Genomic DNA, 14,372 nt, shown 5'->3' with positions numbered 1-14,372 from the left:
TCGGCTGACGGTTCGTTCCGAAGGAGGGTTCGCCTCCCGCCGAATGTTGCGGCGCCCGAACGATTCTTCCCCCCGCGACGCGTCCCGTCGGACGTGAGTGGGATCCGCGCGGAGATCACCGTCGACTCGCCGCCCGACTGCCCGGCCGCGACCGCCGCAGAGGCGACCGAGGGCACGGCGGACTCGATCACGAAGTCCGTCCCAGCGGATCCCGAAGAGCCGGTGACCGAGGAGTTCGTGCTGGAGGGCGATCGGTCGCTGGAAACCGCAGACGCGCGGGGGGGTGAGGGGGAGACCCCAGAGTCGGACGTAGATCCCGACGAGTTCCAGGAGGTCTTCTCCTACGGCTCCGAGCGCGTCTACCGGTTCGAGCGGTCCCAGGAGCGGACCTGTTTCTGCGAGTGCATCGAGGCGTTCGGCTGTCCGGTGCGCGACGTGCACTCCCGCGGCGGCTCCCTGACGGTCAGCTTCCACGCCCCCGACGTCGACACGCTCCGGTCGGTCGTCGCGCGGCTCGATCAGCGGTGGTCCGGGGTGTCCGTCCGTCGGCTCGTCCGCTCCGACGCCGACCGCGACGGCTCGGATCTCGTTCTCGTCGATCGCAGCGAACTGACCGAACGGCAGCGGGAGGTCCTCGAGACGGCGCACGAGATGGGCTACTTCGAGTACCCGAAGCGGGCGAACGCCGGCGACGTCGCCGAGGAACTCGGCGTCGACGACTCGACGTTCGTCGAGCACCTCTCGGCCGCGCAGGGGAAGCTCCTTTCCGCGATCCTCCCGTAGTCGATCGGTCGTCGTCGCGGTGTCCGGCGGAGCCGCGAACGCGACGACAACCGCTAAGTGCCCCGCGGCCGCGCGTCGTGGTATGCTCGACGAGTTGCTCGGCCGCGCGGAGCTCAAGGCGCGGATCGAGGAACTGGAGGAGGAGAAGCGTCACCTCGAACGCCGGGCGGCGGCCGAAGAGGAGCGTCGATCGGAGGCCGCCCGCGAGCGCCAAGAGGCCGAAGCCGAGGTCAACCGGCTCGAAGACAGGATCGAGGGCCTCGAAGAGCGCGTCGAACGGCTCGCCGAGACCGACGACGTCGACGTCGCGTTCCGCGGGACCGAGCAGCTGCGCGGAGACCGCCGCGACGAGGTCCTCTCCCGCTTGTCGTCGTTCGAGACGGGACCGGAAGGAGCGCTGACCGCGATGGTCCACGAGGACGTCCCCGACGCCGTCGCCGAGGCGCTCGGCGATCGGTCGGCGCTCGTCCGCCGGGCCGCGCCGTGTCTGGTCTGCGTCGACGACGCCGGTCTCGTCGCCGCCGCGCTCGACCCGCCGACGCCGCCCGCGGCGTTCGCAGAGTGGGGCTCGGGGTTCCGACTCGACCGGTCGTGGTTCGCGCCCGCGGGTCCGACGTGGGTCGCCCTCGTGCGCTCGGACCTGTTCGCCCTCGGCGTCTACGACGGGGAGTCGGTGGCGCTCGTCGACGAGGTCGAGTCCGACGTGATGGGGTCGCACTCGAAGGGCGGCTTCTCGCAGGCGCGCTTCGAGCGCCGCCGCGACCAGCAGGTCGACGAACACCTCGACCGGGCGCGGGAGGCGATCGAAGCCCACGTCGGGTCGGGCGCGGACCGCGATCTGATCGTCCTCGGCGAGGGGACCGTCCTCGGTCGGTTCACCGACCTCGCTGACCGGACCGCGACCGTCGACGCCACCGGGGAGCCCGCCGCGGCGCTCGAAAGCGCGGTTCGGGAGTTTTGGACGGTTCGGCTGTCGCTTCTCTGATCCGTCGAGCACTGCCGGTCGCGACCGCCGGAGCGACGGATCACGACCGGTGAACTACCCCACCCTACTCGCTCACCGCTGACGCGGTTCGCTCCTTGAGGGTGGGGACTTAGCCTGTAAGAGTTAAAACCACCGTCGCCGTCGGTGCAGGTATGACTGACACGTCACCGGAAAACGACCCGGAGCGAGTCGTCGTGCTCGCCCACGAGAAGTTCCCCGAGCGGGCGAAGACGGCCACGGGCGTCCTCAAGTACGCCGACTACGACGTCGTCGCCGTCCTCGACCGCGACCGCGCCGGGACGGTCACGACCGACCACCGCGCGGACCTCCCGTCGGTTCCGATCGTCTCCTCGATGGCCGACGCGCCCGAGGCCGACACGCTACTCGTCGGAATCTCGCCCATCGGCGGCGAGTTCGACGACTCCTGGCGGCCGGACGTCCGGACCGCGATCGAGCGCGGGTGCGACGTCGTCGCCGGCCTCCACTACTTCCTCTCCGAAGACGAGGAGTTCGCGACGCTCGCGGCGGAACACGGCGTCACGCTCCGCGACGTGCGGAAGCCCAAGGAGGACCTGACGGTCGCCGGCGGTCGGAGCGCCGACGTGGACGCCGAGGTAGTGCTGACGGTGGGGACCGACTGCTCGGTCGGGAAGATGACCGTCGCGCTCGAACTCGTCGAGGCCGCCCGCGAGCGCGGCGTCGACGCGGGGTTCGTCCCGACCGGTCAGACCGGGATCATGATCGCCGGCTGGGGGAACCCGATCGACCGCGTCGTCTCCGACTTCACCGCCGGCGCGGTCGAGGAGATGATCCTCGAAGTCGGCGACGACTACGACGTGCTGTTCGTCGAGGGGCAGGGCAGCATCGTCCACCCGGCGTACTCGGCGGTCACCTGCGGCATCCTCCACGGCGCGATGCCCGATTCGATGGTCCTCTGTCACACCGCGGGCCGCGAAGCGATCCACGGCTACGAGTCGTTCTCGCTGCCCGAGACCGACGAGTACGTCGACCTCTACGAGGGGCTGGCTGCGCCCGTTCACGAGGGGGACGTCGTCGCGGGCGCGCTGAACACGTCCGGCATCGACGACGACGCCGCGGCGCGGGCGGCCGTCGAGGCGTACTCCGACGAACTGGGTCGACCCGCGACCGACGTCGTCCGGTTCGACGCCGACGCGGTCCTCGATTCGGTCCTCGGGGCGGAGTGAGCGATGCTCTCGACCGAGTTCGAGCGCGTCTCGCTCCCGCTCGCGGACGCGTTCACCATCTCCCGCGGGACCCAGGAGGTCGCCGAGAACGTCGTCGTCCGGATCACCGACGACGGCGGAATGACGGGCGTCGGGGCCGCCGCCCCGGTGGGCCACTACGGCGAGACCGCGGACACCGTCGAGGCCGTGCTGCCGGCCCTCCTCGACGTCGTCGAGTCAGTCGGCGACCCGCACGCGATCGAGCGGATCGAGCGCGAACTCCGCGGCGTCGTCGAGGACAACCCGGCGGCGCGCGCCGCGGTCGACGTCGCGCTGCACGACCTCGCCGCGAAGCGCCTCGGCGTTCCACTGTACCGACAGTGGGGGCTCGACCCCGACCGGATGCCGAAGACGTCGTTCACGATCGGCCTCGACGCGACCGAGCGGATGCGCGAGAAGACGCGTGAAGCGATCGAGGAGGGCTACGACGTCCTGAAGGTGAAACTCGGGACCGACCGCGACGAGGAGATCGTCGCCGCCGTCCGCGAAGAGGCCCCCGACGCCAGCATCCGCGTCGACGCCAACGAGGCGTGGACGCCGCGGGAGACGGTCCGGACGACCGAGCGACTCGACGCGTACGGCGTCGAGTTCGTCGAACAGCCCGTTCCCGCCAGCGACCCGGAGGGGCTGAAGTTCGTCTACGAGCGATCCCCCCTGCCGATCGCCGCGGACGAGTCCTGCGTGACGCTGTCGGACGTCCCCGCGGTCGCCGACCGGACGGACGTCGTGAATCTGAAACTGATGAAAACCGGCGGCCTCGCGGAGGCGAAGCGGATGGTCCACGCCGCGCGGGCCCACGGACTGGAGGTGATGCTCGGCTGTATGATCGAGACGAACGCCGCCATCGCGGCCGCGTGTCACCTCGCGCCGCTCGTCGACTACGCGGACCTCGACGGCGCGCTGCTGCTCGACGACGACGAGTACGAGGGCGTGCCGATCGACGGCAGCGAGATCCGACTCGCCGGGGTCGACCGCGCGGGAACCGGCGCGCGGCGGACGTAGCACTCGGGTCGACGAGGCGGCGTCGCCCTCGACGCCCGAACCGATCTGCACTGCTCCAGCGAGCGTTTATATACGAAGGCGCGGCCAGGCTCCCCGTGATCTGACGTCTGCCCCGCGTCGGGCCGCGGTCGCTCGGCACGTCGGCGCGGGGAGCGACGGCGACGACGCCGTCAGCAGTGCGGAAGCCGACCGCGTCGCTGACGAGGACATCGCCGCGAGCGGGTGCCGACTGTTCGCCCAAACCGACCAGCCACGCGTCGACGACGCGCCAACCACCCGGTTCGACGACTATCTCCGCCTCCGGCGAGCGATTGCTATTCGAAAAACAACCGGGGTGGGACTGGAAGGGGCCGCGCGCTGGACGAAGACGCGCGACGCAAGGACCGCAGCGAACGTAGTGAGCGAGGACCACAGCGAGCGCATCGAGTCCAGCGCGCGGGGGCTTCCGAAGTGTTCGCCGCTACTGTTACGACGTGTTGCCATCTATTCGATCTACTTCGTATAGACGCACAGGCTTAACAGCGAGCGCCGAGTAGCGACGCGTAGATGACTCAGGTCACGCTCATCGGCGACCGGCTCGCGTCTCCGGGGACGGAGTTCGTCTACGAGGGCGAGTCGGCGGCGTGCGAGGGCTGTCCCTACCGACAGCAGTGCCTGAACCTCACCGAGGGCGTCCGCTACGAGGTGACAGACGTCCGCGAGAACGGACAGCTACTCGACTGCGCCGTCCACGACACCGGCGTCCGCGCCGTCGAGGTCGAACCCGCGTCGATCACCGCCAACGTCGCCTCGAAGGGGGCCTACGCCGGCAGCAAGGTGGAGCTTCCGGGCCCGTGCCCGCACACGGAGTGTCCGAGCCACGAGTACTGCGTCCCGGAGGGCGCGAGCTTCGACGCCGAGTACCGGATCGAGGAGGTCGTCGGCGACCCGCCCCACGAGTTCTGTTACCTGGATCGAGAGCTGACGCTCGTCGAACTCGAACCGCCGGAGGAGTAGTCACCACATCGGTCCGCCGGGCCTTCGGGCGTCTCCCCGCTCCCCTATGCGAGCGTGCCGAGCCGATCGGCCGCGTAGCCGAACACGTCCTCGTAGCCGTGTGCCGAGAGCAGCACCGGGTAGAACTCGTCGTCGGCGCTGTAGGCGTCGCCGTCGGCGGCGGCGACGGTGTCCCCCGGGGCGACCCGCTGGAAGTTGTCGACGAAGATCCGGTACTCCTCGGCGGGGTTCTTGGGGATCTGATCCAAGAGCCGAAAGACCGTCACCTCGTTCTCGTCGCGTCGGTGGAGCGACAGCGGCGGTTCGACGTCGCCCTCGACCGGCGCGGGGAGGACGCCCGTCGCAGACAGGAACGCCCGCAGGATCCAGTAGGCGTTCGTCGCGGCCTCTTCACTCCCCTGCAGTCCGCACTCGACTTCGATCGTGTGGGCGTGGTCGATGAGCCGGCCGGTCGAGAACGGTCCCGTCTCGACGAGGTACTCCATCGGGAGGTGCGGACAGATCGCTCTCGACACCGCGTCGACCTCGTCGACGAGGGCGAACGGCTCGGCGTACGACTGCGTCGAGTGCAGCGAGAGGACCGTCTTCCCGCGGAGTTCGCGGACGAGGTCGTGTGCCAGCCGGCCCTCGTGCGATTCCGCCTTCGGATCGCCCGGGAACGCCCGGTTGAGGTCCTCGTCGAGGTAGCGGACGCCGGCGTCGAGCGCCTCCTCGTTCGCGACGACGAGCTTGACGGGGCGCTCGACCGACGGCTCGCCCGCGACGAAGCGCTCGATCGCCCGCTCTCCGCAGGGTTCGTCCCCGTGGACCGATCCGACGACGGCGACCTCGGGTGTCCCCTCCCCGAGTTCGTAGATTCGCATTGCTGTTCTCCAGGCGGCGGAGGGTCAAATCTCTTTATTTGTGGGGACGAATTTGGAGGTATGAACGACCACACTCGCGACGACACCGTCGGGCCGCCGACGTCCGGCGAGCCGACCGGCTGGGACCCGACGCGCGCGGCGTCGAACGGGTGGGCACACGGCACGCTTCGGCGCGCGACGGTCCACGGCGTGCGGCTGTACAACGCCCGAGAGTTCCACGCCTCCCACGACTGCTTCGAGGACGAGTGGTACAACTACGGGTCCGGCACGACGGAGAGCGCCTTCCTCCACGGGATGGTCCAGGTCGCCGCCGGCGCGTACAAGCACTTCGACTTCGAGGACAGCGAGGCGCAAAGCGCCTCGGGCAGCCGGACGTCGTCCGGCGACGACGGCGGGATGCGCTCGCTGTTCCGGACGGCGCTTCAGTACCTCCGCGGCGTTCCGGACGACTACTACGGCGTCGACGTCGCCGATGTCCGGACCACCCTCGAAGCGGCGCTGGAGGATCCGACAGTCCTGGAGGGATGGCGGATCGAACTCGACGGTGCGCACCCGGACGCGGATCGGCTGGACCGCGAGTACGCCGAGCGGCTGGACTGAGTCGCGGGCGACGAGAAAGGGATCTCACTCCTCGCCGGCCGCCCGCGCGAGTCGCTCGTAGGCCGCCCACGAGGGGTCGACGTCGGGATGTGCGATCTCCTCGCCGTCGACGACGACGCCCGAGCCGGCCTCGACCGTCCCGGCGACGCCCACGGGCGTTCCCTCCGATTCCAGCGCACCGACGACGTCGTCGGTGTGTTCGGGATCGACAGCCAGCACGAGCGTGCCGCCGGTCGTCGTCCTCCAGGGATCGATCCCGAGCGCGTTGCAGGTCTCGCGAACGCCCGGCCGGACCGGAATCTCGTCGGTCGAGAGATCGAGTCGGACCGCGGCTCCCTCGGCGACTTCGACGAACGCGCCGAACAGGCCGCACTCCGTCGCGTCGTGCATCGCGTGGACGCCGCCCGCCGCGGCGGCGGTCATCGCGTCGCGGACGCAGGCGGCCTCGTCGAGTCGTTGCTGCGCCGTCTCGAGCGTCGAACCGCCGAGGTCGATCTCCTCGGGGAACAGCGTCGTGAGGAGTCCCGTCGCCTCGACGGCGGGGCCCTTCGTCACGAGGACGTCGTCGCCGACGCGCGCCCCGTCCGGGCGGATCACGTCTCCGAAGTCGCCGACGCCCAGCGCCGTCGCCCCGCCGACCCACGGGAAGGAACAGTCCGCGTAGCGAGCGGTGTGACCGGTGACGATCGAGACGCCCAGATCCGCCGCCTCCGCGTGCATCGCCTCCCAGAGCGTCGCGAAGGAATCGTCGGAGAGCGTCGGCGGGAGCGTGAACGAGATCGCCAGGTGCGAGGGGGCGAGTCCCGACACCGCGACGTCAGCGAGGACGAAGTCCAGCGCGAACCGACCGGCGCGCTCGAAGCCGAGCCCCGGCAACACCGAGACGGGGTCGGTCGCGATCGCGACCGCCGTCCCGTCGATATCTAAGAGTCCGAAGTCGACGCCGTGAGTCGGTCCGAGCCGGACGTCGTCGCGGTCGGCACCGAGCCGGGGGAAGATGTGTTCGTCGAAGAACCGCCGGTCGACTTTTCCGAGGTCCGCCATACGGGTCCGTCTCTACGAGTCGGTTTGAACGTGACGCACCCGCCGAGCGGGGCGGCCGGTCACTCGTCGGGGTCGACGACGAGCTGGTCGGCGAGCGCCTCCTCGGTCACCGTCCGTTCCCAGTCGCGGCCGGCCGCGCCGCCCACCTCGGCGTGGATCTTCTCCGCGAGCAGGTTCACCGCCACGCTGTTCGCACCCTCGGGGACGATGAGGTCGGCGTGTTTCTTCGTGGGCTCGACGAACTGCTCGTGCATCGGCTTGACCGTCGAGAGGTACTGCTCGATGACGCCCTCGAGGTCGCGACCGCGTTCGATGACGTCCCGTTGAATGCGCCGGATGATCCGGACGTCGGCGTCGGTCTCGACGTAGAGCCGCAGGTCCAGCATCTCGTTTATCTCCTCGTCGGAGAGCGCGAAGATCCCCTCGAGGATGACCACGTCCGTGGGTTCGACCCGGACCGTCTCGTCGGTCCGGTTGTGGATCTCGAAGTCGTAGGTCGGCATCTCGATGGGCTGGCCCTCGAGCAGCGTCGAGAGTTGCCGCCTGAGGAGGTCCCACTCGAACGCGGAGGGGTGGTCGTAGTTGACGTCCTCGCGCTCTTCGAGCGCCAGGTGGCTCTGATCTTCGTAGTAGTTGTCGATCGGAATCCGCGCGACGGAGTCGCCGACGTTCTGCGTGATGAGACGCGCGATCGTCGTCTTCCCCGCACCGGTCCCGCCCGCGATCCCGATGACGAACGAGGGAATGCTCATTTTCTCAGAGAGTCGTCCCCGCGCGCTTGAGCGTGGCGATTCGTCGAACCGGCCGTCCGGCTTCGATATCGCTCGGCTTCGCGGCCCGAGCGCACGCTCACAGGTGTCGGTTTGATCCCGTCAGGCCCTCCACCGCGGACCACAACGTGCCAGAACGTCGAGAGGATATGGACGCACACCGCGGCGTACACGAGACAGAAACGGTGTCTCACACGAGATTGAGCCGTCGAGTAACGTCTATCATCGTTCGTCGGGTATTCGCGTCCGATCAGTGTCGCAACGAATACATTTATATTGAGGAGTCCCATTCCCGTGATTATGGCACGTGATATCGTACGGCGCAGGTTCTTGAAACGGGTCGGTGCAGCGGGAGCGATCGGTGCGACCGGACTGGCGGGGTGTATCGGGAGCCCCGACGACGGTGGGGACAGCGGCGATGGTGGCGGCGACGGCGGCGATGGCGGTGGCGACGGCGACAGCGGCGGAGACGGCGGCGGTGACAGCGGCGGTGGCGGCGGCGACGGTCCGGACGGCCTGGTCATCATCGGCTACCCCGAGAGCGGGATCCAGCTGTTCCGCGACTACTACAGCCAGTCCGACGGCAGCGAGGAGATCCTCGTTCCCGACGGGCTCAGAGACGGGTCGATGCCGGGGCAGGTCGGCAACGACATGGAGAACGTGACCGGGACCGCGCCGGCGGCGGGCGGTCCGAACCAGGAGGCGTTCAGCTCCCTGTTCCAGGACGAGTACGGCTCCTCGCCGGGCGTTTTCACCTCCCAGTCGTACGACTCCGTCGCGATTCAGCTGCTCGCGAACGCCGCGGCCGGCGAGAACGACGGAACGGCCGTCCGCGACCAGATGCGCCGGGTCGCCAACCCCGGCGGGATGGAGGTCACGCCGGAGAACCTCGTCGAGGGCATCGAGGCCGCGGCGAACGGCGACGACGTGAACTACCAGGGCGCCTCCTCGGCGACGAACTTCAACGAGGCCGGCGATCCGGCATCGGCGGCGTACGCAATCTGGGAGTTCAACGCCGACGAGGGCGCCGCCGAGAACATCGAAGTACAGAACTTCGAGGGCGAGAACCCCGACGGAGCCGGGCCCGCGGCGGACAGCGGCCCCGGGGGCAGCGACCGCGAGATGTCGGTCGGGATCCTCCTGCCGGAGACGGGCGATCTCGCCTCCGTCGGCGCCCCGATGATCCAGGCCGCACAGCTCCCCGTGACGCAAGTCAACGAGGCCAACCCGGCCGGCCTCTCGGTCAACGCGCAGGTCGAAGACACCCAGACCTCGCCGAGCGCGGGGACCGCCGCGGCCGAATCGCTCGTGAGTGCGGGCGTCCCCAGCGTCTGCGGATCGGCCTCCTCGGGCGTGAACGTGCCCGTCTCTCAGGAGGTGTTCATCCCCAACGAGATCGTCGGCTGCTCGCCGTCGTCGACGGCGCTGTCGGTGACGAACCTCGAAGACGACGACTACATCTTCCGGACCGCGCCCTCGGACATCCTGCAGGGCCGCGTGATGGCGCAGGTGATGTCCGAACGGCTCGGCGTCGACACCGTCTCGACGCTGTACGTCAACAACGACTACGGCCAGCAGCTCTCCGAGCGCTTCAGCAACGTGTTCGAAGACACCTTCGACGGCGAGGTCTACCGGCAGGTCGCGTTCAACATCGGCGAGTCCTCGTACTCCTCGGTCGTCAGCAGCGCGCTGTCGGCGCCGGACAGCTAAGCGCCGAACCGGCGTTTCGATATCCCGATTTTTTGGAGTCGAAGAGTCGCGAGCGACGCGAGCGAAGCTACCCGCCCAGGAAGTCCCGACGGACCTGTTCGTCGTTCAAGAGCGCGTCGCCGGCGTCCATATAGCGGTTTCGTCCGTTCGCGAGCACGTAGCCGCGGTCGCAGCGCCGCAGCGCCTCTTTCGCGTTCTGTTCGACCATCAGGACGGCCGTCCCGTCGTCGTTGATCGCGTCGATGCGGTCGAACATGTCGTCGACGAGGTCCGGCGCGAGGCCCGCGGAGGGTTCATCGAGCAGGAGCAACGAGGGATCGAGCATCAGCGCCCGCCCCATCGCGAGCATCTGCTGTTGGCCGCCGGACATCGTCCCGGCCTTCTGTGACTCCCGTTCTTCGAGGATCGGGAACCGGTCGAACACGGCGTCGAGGGCGTCCTGTGGGACCGAATCGAGGATGTACGCGCCCATCTCCAGGTTCTCCCGGACCGTCAGCGTCGAGAAGATGTTGTCGTTCTGGGGCACGTAGCCGATACCCTCGTGGATGATCTCCTCGGGGCGGAGCCCGGTGATGTCCTCGCCGTCGAAGACGACCGTTCCGTCCATGAGGTTCGTGAGACCGAAGACGGACTTCATCACCGTCGACTTGCCCGCTCCGTTCGGACCGACGATAGTGACGTACTCGCCGTCGGCGACGTCTAAGTCGACGTCCGTCAGGATCTGGAGGTCGCCGTAGCCGGCGTCGAGGTCGCGGACCTCGAGGAGCGCCTGCTCCTCGCGGTCGGGGATCGCCTCCTGAGACACGTCCGCCGTCGACGGCGGGTCGCCCTCGGCGTCTGCGCTCATACGTTCCCTCCGAGGTAGGCCTCGATGACCTCCTCGTTCGCCTGTATCTCGTCGGGCGATCCCTCGGTCAGGACCCGTCCCTGATGGAGCACGATGACGCGCTCGCAGTTTTGCATGATCAGATCCATATCGTGTTCGACGAGCAGGAACGTGTACCCCTGCTCGCGGAGTTCGTGAATGTGTTCCAGAAGCCGCCTCTCCAGCGACGGGTTGACGCCCGCGAACGGCTCGTCCAAGAGGAGCATATCCGGATCAGTGAGGAGCGCCCGCGCCAGCTCCAGCAGCTTTCGCTGCCCGCCCGAGAGGTTGCCCGCGTACTCCTCGGCGATGTGGTCGATGTCGAAGAACTCGAGCACGTTCCAGACGCGTTCGAGGAGTTCCTCCTCCTGTTCGACGACGTCGCCGCGGAAACCGGGCGTGACCGATCGCCAGAGCGCCTCCCCGCGCTGGTCCTTCGGGGCCAACATCAGGTTCTCTAAGACCGTCATCTCCTGGAGTTCCCGGGCGATCTGGAACGTCCGGACGAGTCCCCTGTTCGCGATGGCGTGCGGTTTCTGTCCGGTGACGTCCTCGCCGTCGAACGTCACGGTTCCCGCGTCGGGCCGCAGCATCCCGGTGATGAGGTTGAACGTCGTCGACTTCCCCGCGCCGTTGGGGCCGATGAGCCCGGTGAGACTGCCGCGCTCCACCCGGAAGGACGCGTCGTCGACGGCGGTGATCCCGCCGAAGGTCTTGCGCAGTCCCTCCACCTGGAGCGGATACTCCTCGCCGACGTTCGGCCCGCCGGAGCCGAGATCGAGCCTGGTCGATGGGGCATCGGGGCCACCGGGGGCGTCCCGGCCGCCCTCTGATCCACCGGCGGGATCCGATCCGACGTCCGTGACGTCGGAATCACTCATCGGACCCACCTCCGGTGTCGCCGCCGTCGGTCTCCGCGGACGCGCTCGCCGGCGGCCCGGTCAACGGGATGCCCGCGGCCGTCTCCTTGCGGTGTCCGAGCATCCCCTCCGGCCGGTTGTGCATCAGCCAGATCAGGACGAGGCCCATGAAGACGAGTTGGAGCTGTCGGACGCTGTCGATCGTGTAGAAGAAAAGCGGTGCGGGATCGAAGTTCGAGACGAGCGGCGAGACGGCCGGGCCGAACCCCGAGGGCGCGTCGGCGTTCGGGATGACCGTGTCGATGAGGTTCTTCAGGTAACGCGGTCCCTGATAGAGCAGCGCGGCGAAGACCGCTCCCCCGAGGACGCTGCCCGTGTTCGAGCCGGCGCCGCCGATGATGAGCGCGATCCACACGAAGAAGGTGATCCGCGGCCGGAAGAAGTTCGGCGTGACCGCGCCGCTGGTCATCAGCCAGAGGATGCCCGCCAGCCCCATCAGCGCACACCCGAGCATAAACGCCTTGATCTTGAACCGGTTCGTGTTCTTCCCCAGCGAGTTGGCGGCGTCCTCGTCCTCGCGAATCGCCTTCAGGACGCGGCCGAACGGCGACTCGCCGGTCCGCTTGAGCAGCCAGAAGTAGACAGCGACGAAGCCGAGAAGCACCGTACCGTAGACGAGGCCGTCGACGACCGGCTTCGGATTGTTGGGGATGAGCACCTCGAACGCCGAGACGAACCCGAGGTACGCGTCCCACAGGCCGAAGAAGCGGAAGAACGCCTCGAGCGGGTTGGTGAAATCGAGGATGAGCCCCGATCCACCCCCGAAGCCGACCCGTTCGCCGAACAGTCGGAACTGCTGGAGTTCCCCAGAGAGGAAGGAGAAGCGGACGATCTCCGACATCGCGATCGTCACGATCGCGAGGTAGTCCGCCCGCAACCGGAGCGCCGGCAGCGCGATCACCGCCCCCAAGAGTGCGGCGGCGGCCATCCCGGCGACGATGCCGACGATCAGGGGCAGCCCGAGGCCGCCGACCTGGGCGGCCCCGCCCGATTCGTACAGCGGCTTCGAGACCAGCGCCATCACGTAGATCCCGACGGCCATGAACCCGACGATGCCGATGTTGAACAGCCCGGTGTACCCCCAGTGGAGGTTGAGCGCGAGCGCGAGCATCGCGAAGACGCCGATGTAGAAGGTCAACACGCCGACGGTGTTCAACTGCCCCCGGACGGAGTAGCCGAGGCCGACGCCGACTAACACGTACGCGGCGTAGATGACGAGGAGGACGGCGACGATGAGCCCCGCGTCGCCGCCGGGGATCCGCTCGGCGACGTCGTCGCGGACGCTCATGCGGTCGACCTCCCGGAGAACAGCCCCTCCGGCTTCACCAGGAGGAGGACGATCATCACGAAGAACGCCGCCGCGCGGGCGAACGCCGAGGGGATCCAGATGATCGAGACCGACGCCGTCAGCCCGATCGCGAGCCCGCCGACGATGGCCCCGTAGATCGAGCCGATACCGCCGAGGATGACCGCCGCGAAGATCAAGAGCAACAGCAGCCACCCGTCGTTGAACCCGAGCGTGCCCTTCCAGAGGATGAACATGTAGCCCGCCATCCCGGTGAGGCCGCCGCCGATCACCCACACCGCGCGGACGACCCGCTCGGTCGGAATGCCCGTGATCTGAGCGAGGTCCTCGTTGTCGGCCATCGCCCGCATCGCCTTTCCGAGCTTGGTCATCTGCAGGAGGAGGTGCACGCCGAGCATCAGGCCGCCGGCGACGACGACCAGCGCGACGTCGTGGGCGTCGATCCGGACCGCACCGTCGACGAGATACAGCGGGATCGCCGGGGGCTGAGACGTCGTTCCCCGGACGCTCGATCCGAAGACGAACTGCATCAGATACCGGAGCGCGAACGCGACGCCGACGCTCGTGATGAGCAGCGTGATGCCGTCGGCGTCGCGGATCGGTCGGAACGTCGTCCGGTCGACGAACAGCGCCAGCGCGACCGTCGCGATCCCGGCGACGAGGATGCCGGCGACGACCGCGACGGGGGTCGTCGTGACCCCGATCCCGAGCGTCCCCCCGAAGACCGACCCGCCGGCGCCGACGAGCAACAGCGCCCCCACGTCGGCGCGGCCGAACCCCGCGACGAGGTACGTCGTCGCCCACCCGGAGAACGCCCCCGCGGTGATGTAGTCCCCGTGCGCGAAGTTCGCGAAGTTCAGAATGCTGTACGTCATAGAGAGCCCGATGCCCGCGAGACCGATCACCAGCCCGCGCATCAGCCCGTCCCACACGAGCGAGCCGATCCCGCTGAACGAGTGTCGCCCGGTCGCGAGCCCCGCGACCAGATCGAAGAGCAGGACGACCCCGACGAGCGCCAGCAGAACGGAGCCGGGCCGCGTGATCGCGAACTGACGTCCGCGTGTGTATGTCTCGGCGATACCCATTGATAACTATCCTCACGATGTTTGCGGTCGGGAAGCGATGATAAGTCTTTCCTCCCGCGGGCGATCCGACCGTAGACCCGGTCTGTCGATAATTCGGAACCGGCAATGGGCGTCGACGGTCTCAGAATGATCACTCTCGTCTCGTACCGCCGAGCGCCACCCCCGTTTCCGGCGCTCGGCGATGAAAAGTGAGAGTAAT

General features: G+C 68.5%; 14 protein-coding genes. 7 read left to right on the top strand and 7 right to left on the bottom strand.

Annotated elements, in window-relative coordinates; translation table 11 throughout:
• The first annotated feature begins 93 nt into the window (after positions 1–93).
• The 5 genes from DV707_RS04725 (at position 94) to DV707_RS04705 (ending at position 5,010) form a co-directional block, all read left to right on the top strand.
• On the top strand, positions 94–783 hold the full coding sequence (locus DV707_RS04725; protein ID WP_103990367.1) for a helix-turn-helix domain-containing protein: 690 nt from the start codon (positions 94–96) through the stop codon (positions 781–783).
• An 82-nt stretch (positions 784–865) separates the two neighbouring features.
• Complete coding sequence (locus tag DV707_RS04720; RefSeq protein ID WP_103990368.1) at positions 866–1,768, top strand: Vms1/Ankzf1 family peptidyl-tRNA hydrolase; 903 nt, start codon at positions 866–868, stop codon at positions 1,766–1,768.
• 152 nt (positions 1,769–1,920) lie between these two features.
• Positions 1,921–2,973, top strand: coding sequence for a DUF1611 domain-containing protein (locus DV707_RS04715; RefSeq protein WP_103990369.1), 1,053 nt, complete (start codon positions 1,921–1,923; stop codon positions 2,971–2,973).
• A gap of 3 nt (positions 2,974–2,976) precedes the next feature.
• Positions 2,977–4,014 carry a dipeptide epimerase gene (locus tag DV707_RS04710; RefSeq protein WP_103990370.1) on the top strand — a complete coding sequence of 346 codons (1,038 nt, stop codon included), beginning with the start codon at positions 2,977–2,979 and terminating at the stop codon, positions 4,012–4,014.
• A 546-nt stretch (positions 4,015–4,560) separates the two neighbouring features.
• Positions 4,561–5,010, top strand: a complete 450-nt coding sequence (locus DV707_RS04705) for a UPF0179 family protein (RefSeq protein ID WP_103990371.1) — start codon at positions 4,561–4,563, stop codon at positions 5,008–5,010.
• A 44-nt stretch (positions 5,011–5,054) separates the two neighbouring features.
• On the opposite strand, the gene DV707_RS04700 is transcribed toward DV707_RS04705, so the two are convergent.
• Positions 5,055–5,873: a M14 family metallopeptidase gene (locus DV707_RS04700; RefSeq protein ID WP_103990372.1), complete on the bottom strand. Its 819-nt coding sequence runs from the start codon at positions 5,871–5,873 to the stop codon at positions 5,055–5,057.
• 60 nt (positions 5,874–5,933) lie between these two features.
• On the opposite strand from DV707_RS04700, the gene DV707_RS04695 reads away from it, so the two are divergent.
• Complete coding sequence (locus DV707_RS04695) at positions 5,934–6,473, top strand: DUF309 domain-containing protein (RefSeq protein ID WP_103990373.1); 540 nt, start codon at positions 5,934–5,936, stop codon at positions 6,471–6,473.
• A gap of 24 nt (positions 6,474–6,497) precedes the next feature.
• Here the strand turns inward: DV707_RS04695 and DV707_RS04690 are convergent, their stop codons facing one another.
• Together DV707_RS04690 and udk are read right to left on the bottom strand one after the other, a co-directional pair.
• A complete protein-coding gene (locus DV707_RS04690) occupies positions 6,498–7,517 on the bottom strand; it encodes an AIR synthase family protein (RefSeq protein WP_103990374.1) in 1,020 nt (339 codons plus the stop codon).
• A gap of 59 nt (positions 7,518–7,576) precedes the next feature.
• Positions 7,577–8,269 (bottom strand): uridine kinase, encoded by a 693-nt coding sequence (gene udk, locus DV707_RS04685; protein ID WP_103990375.1) that lies wholly within the window; start codon positions 8,267–8,269, stop codon positions 7,577–7,579.
• Between the two features lie 318 nt (positions 8,270–8,587).
• On the opposite strand from udk, the gene DV707_RS04680 reads away from it, so the two are divergent.
• Positions 8,588–9,997, top strand: coding sequence for an ABC transporter substrate-binding protein (locus tag DV707_RS04680; protein WP_103990376.1), 1,410 nt, complete (start codon positions 8,588–8,590; stop codon positions 9,995–9,997).
• Between the two features lie 67 nt (positions 9,998–10,064).
• Here DV707_RS04680 and DV707_RS04675 read toward each other — a convergent pair whose 3' ends face one another.
• Genes DV707_RS04675 through DV707_RS04660 form a run of 4 tightly spaced genes read right to left on the bottom strand, consistent with a single transcriptional unit; the run spans position 10,065 to position 14,173 of the window.
• Positions 10,065–10,844, bottom strand: a complete 780-nt coding sequence (locus DV707_RS04675) for an ABC transporter ATP-binding protein (RefSeq protein WP_103990377.1) — start codon at positions 10,842–10,844, stop codon at positions 10,065–10,067.
• Positions 10,841–11,743: an ABC transporter ATP-binding protein gene (locus DV707_RS04670; protein ID WP_103990378.1), complete on the bottom strand. Its 903-nt coding sequence runs from the start codon at positions 11,741–11,743 to the stop codon at positions 10,841–10,843. The genes DV707_RS04675 and DV707_RS04670 overlap by 4 nt, the downstream gene beginning before the upstream one ends.
• The gene (locus tag DV707_RS04665) at positions 11,736–13,070 is read right to left on the bottom strand and encodes a branched-chain amino acid ABC transporter permease (protein ID WP_103990379.1); all 1,335 of its coding nucleotides are present in this window, start codon (positions 13,068–13,070) and stop codon (positions 11,736–11,738) included. Before DV707_RS04665 ends, DV707_RS04670 begins: the two co-directional genes overlap by 8 nt.
• Positions 13,067–14,173, bottom strand: a complete 1,107-nt coding sequence (locus DV707_RS04660) for a branched-chain amino acid ABC transporter permease (protein WP_103990380.1) — start codon at positions 14,171–14,173, stop codon at positions 13,067–13,069. The genes DV707_RS04665 and DV707_RS04660 overlap by 4 nt, the downstream gene beginning before the upstream one ends.
• Between the last annotated feature and the right edge of the window lie 199 nt (positions 14,174–14,372).

Source organism: Halobellus limi (assembly GCF_004799685.1).
Lineage (GTDB): Archaea > Halobacteriota > Halobacteria > Halobacteriales > Haloferacaceae > Haloquadratum > Haloquadratum limi.
This window is presented reverse-complemented; position numbering and strand designations above follow the sequence as displayed.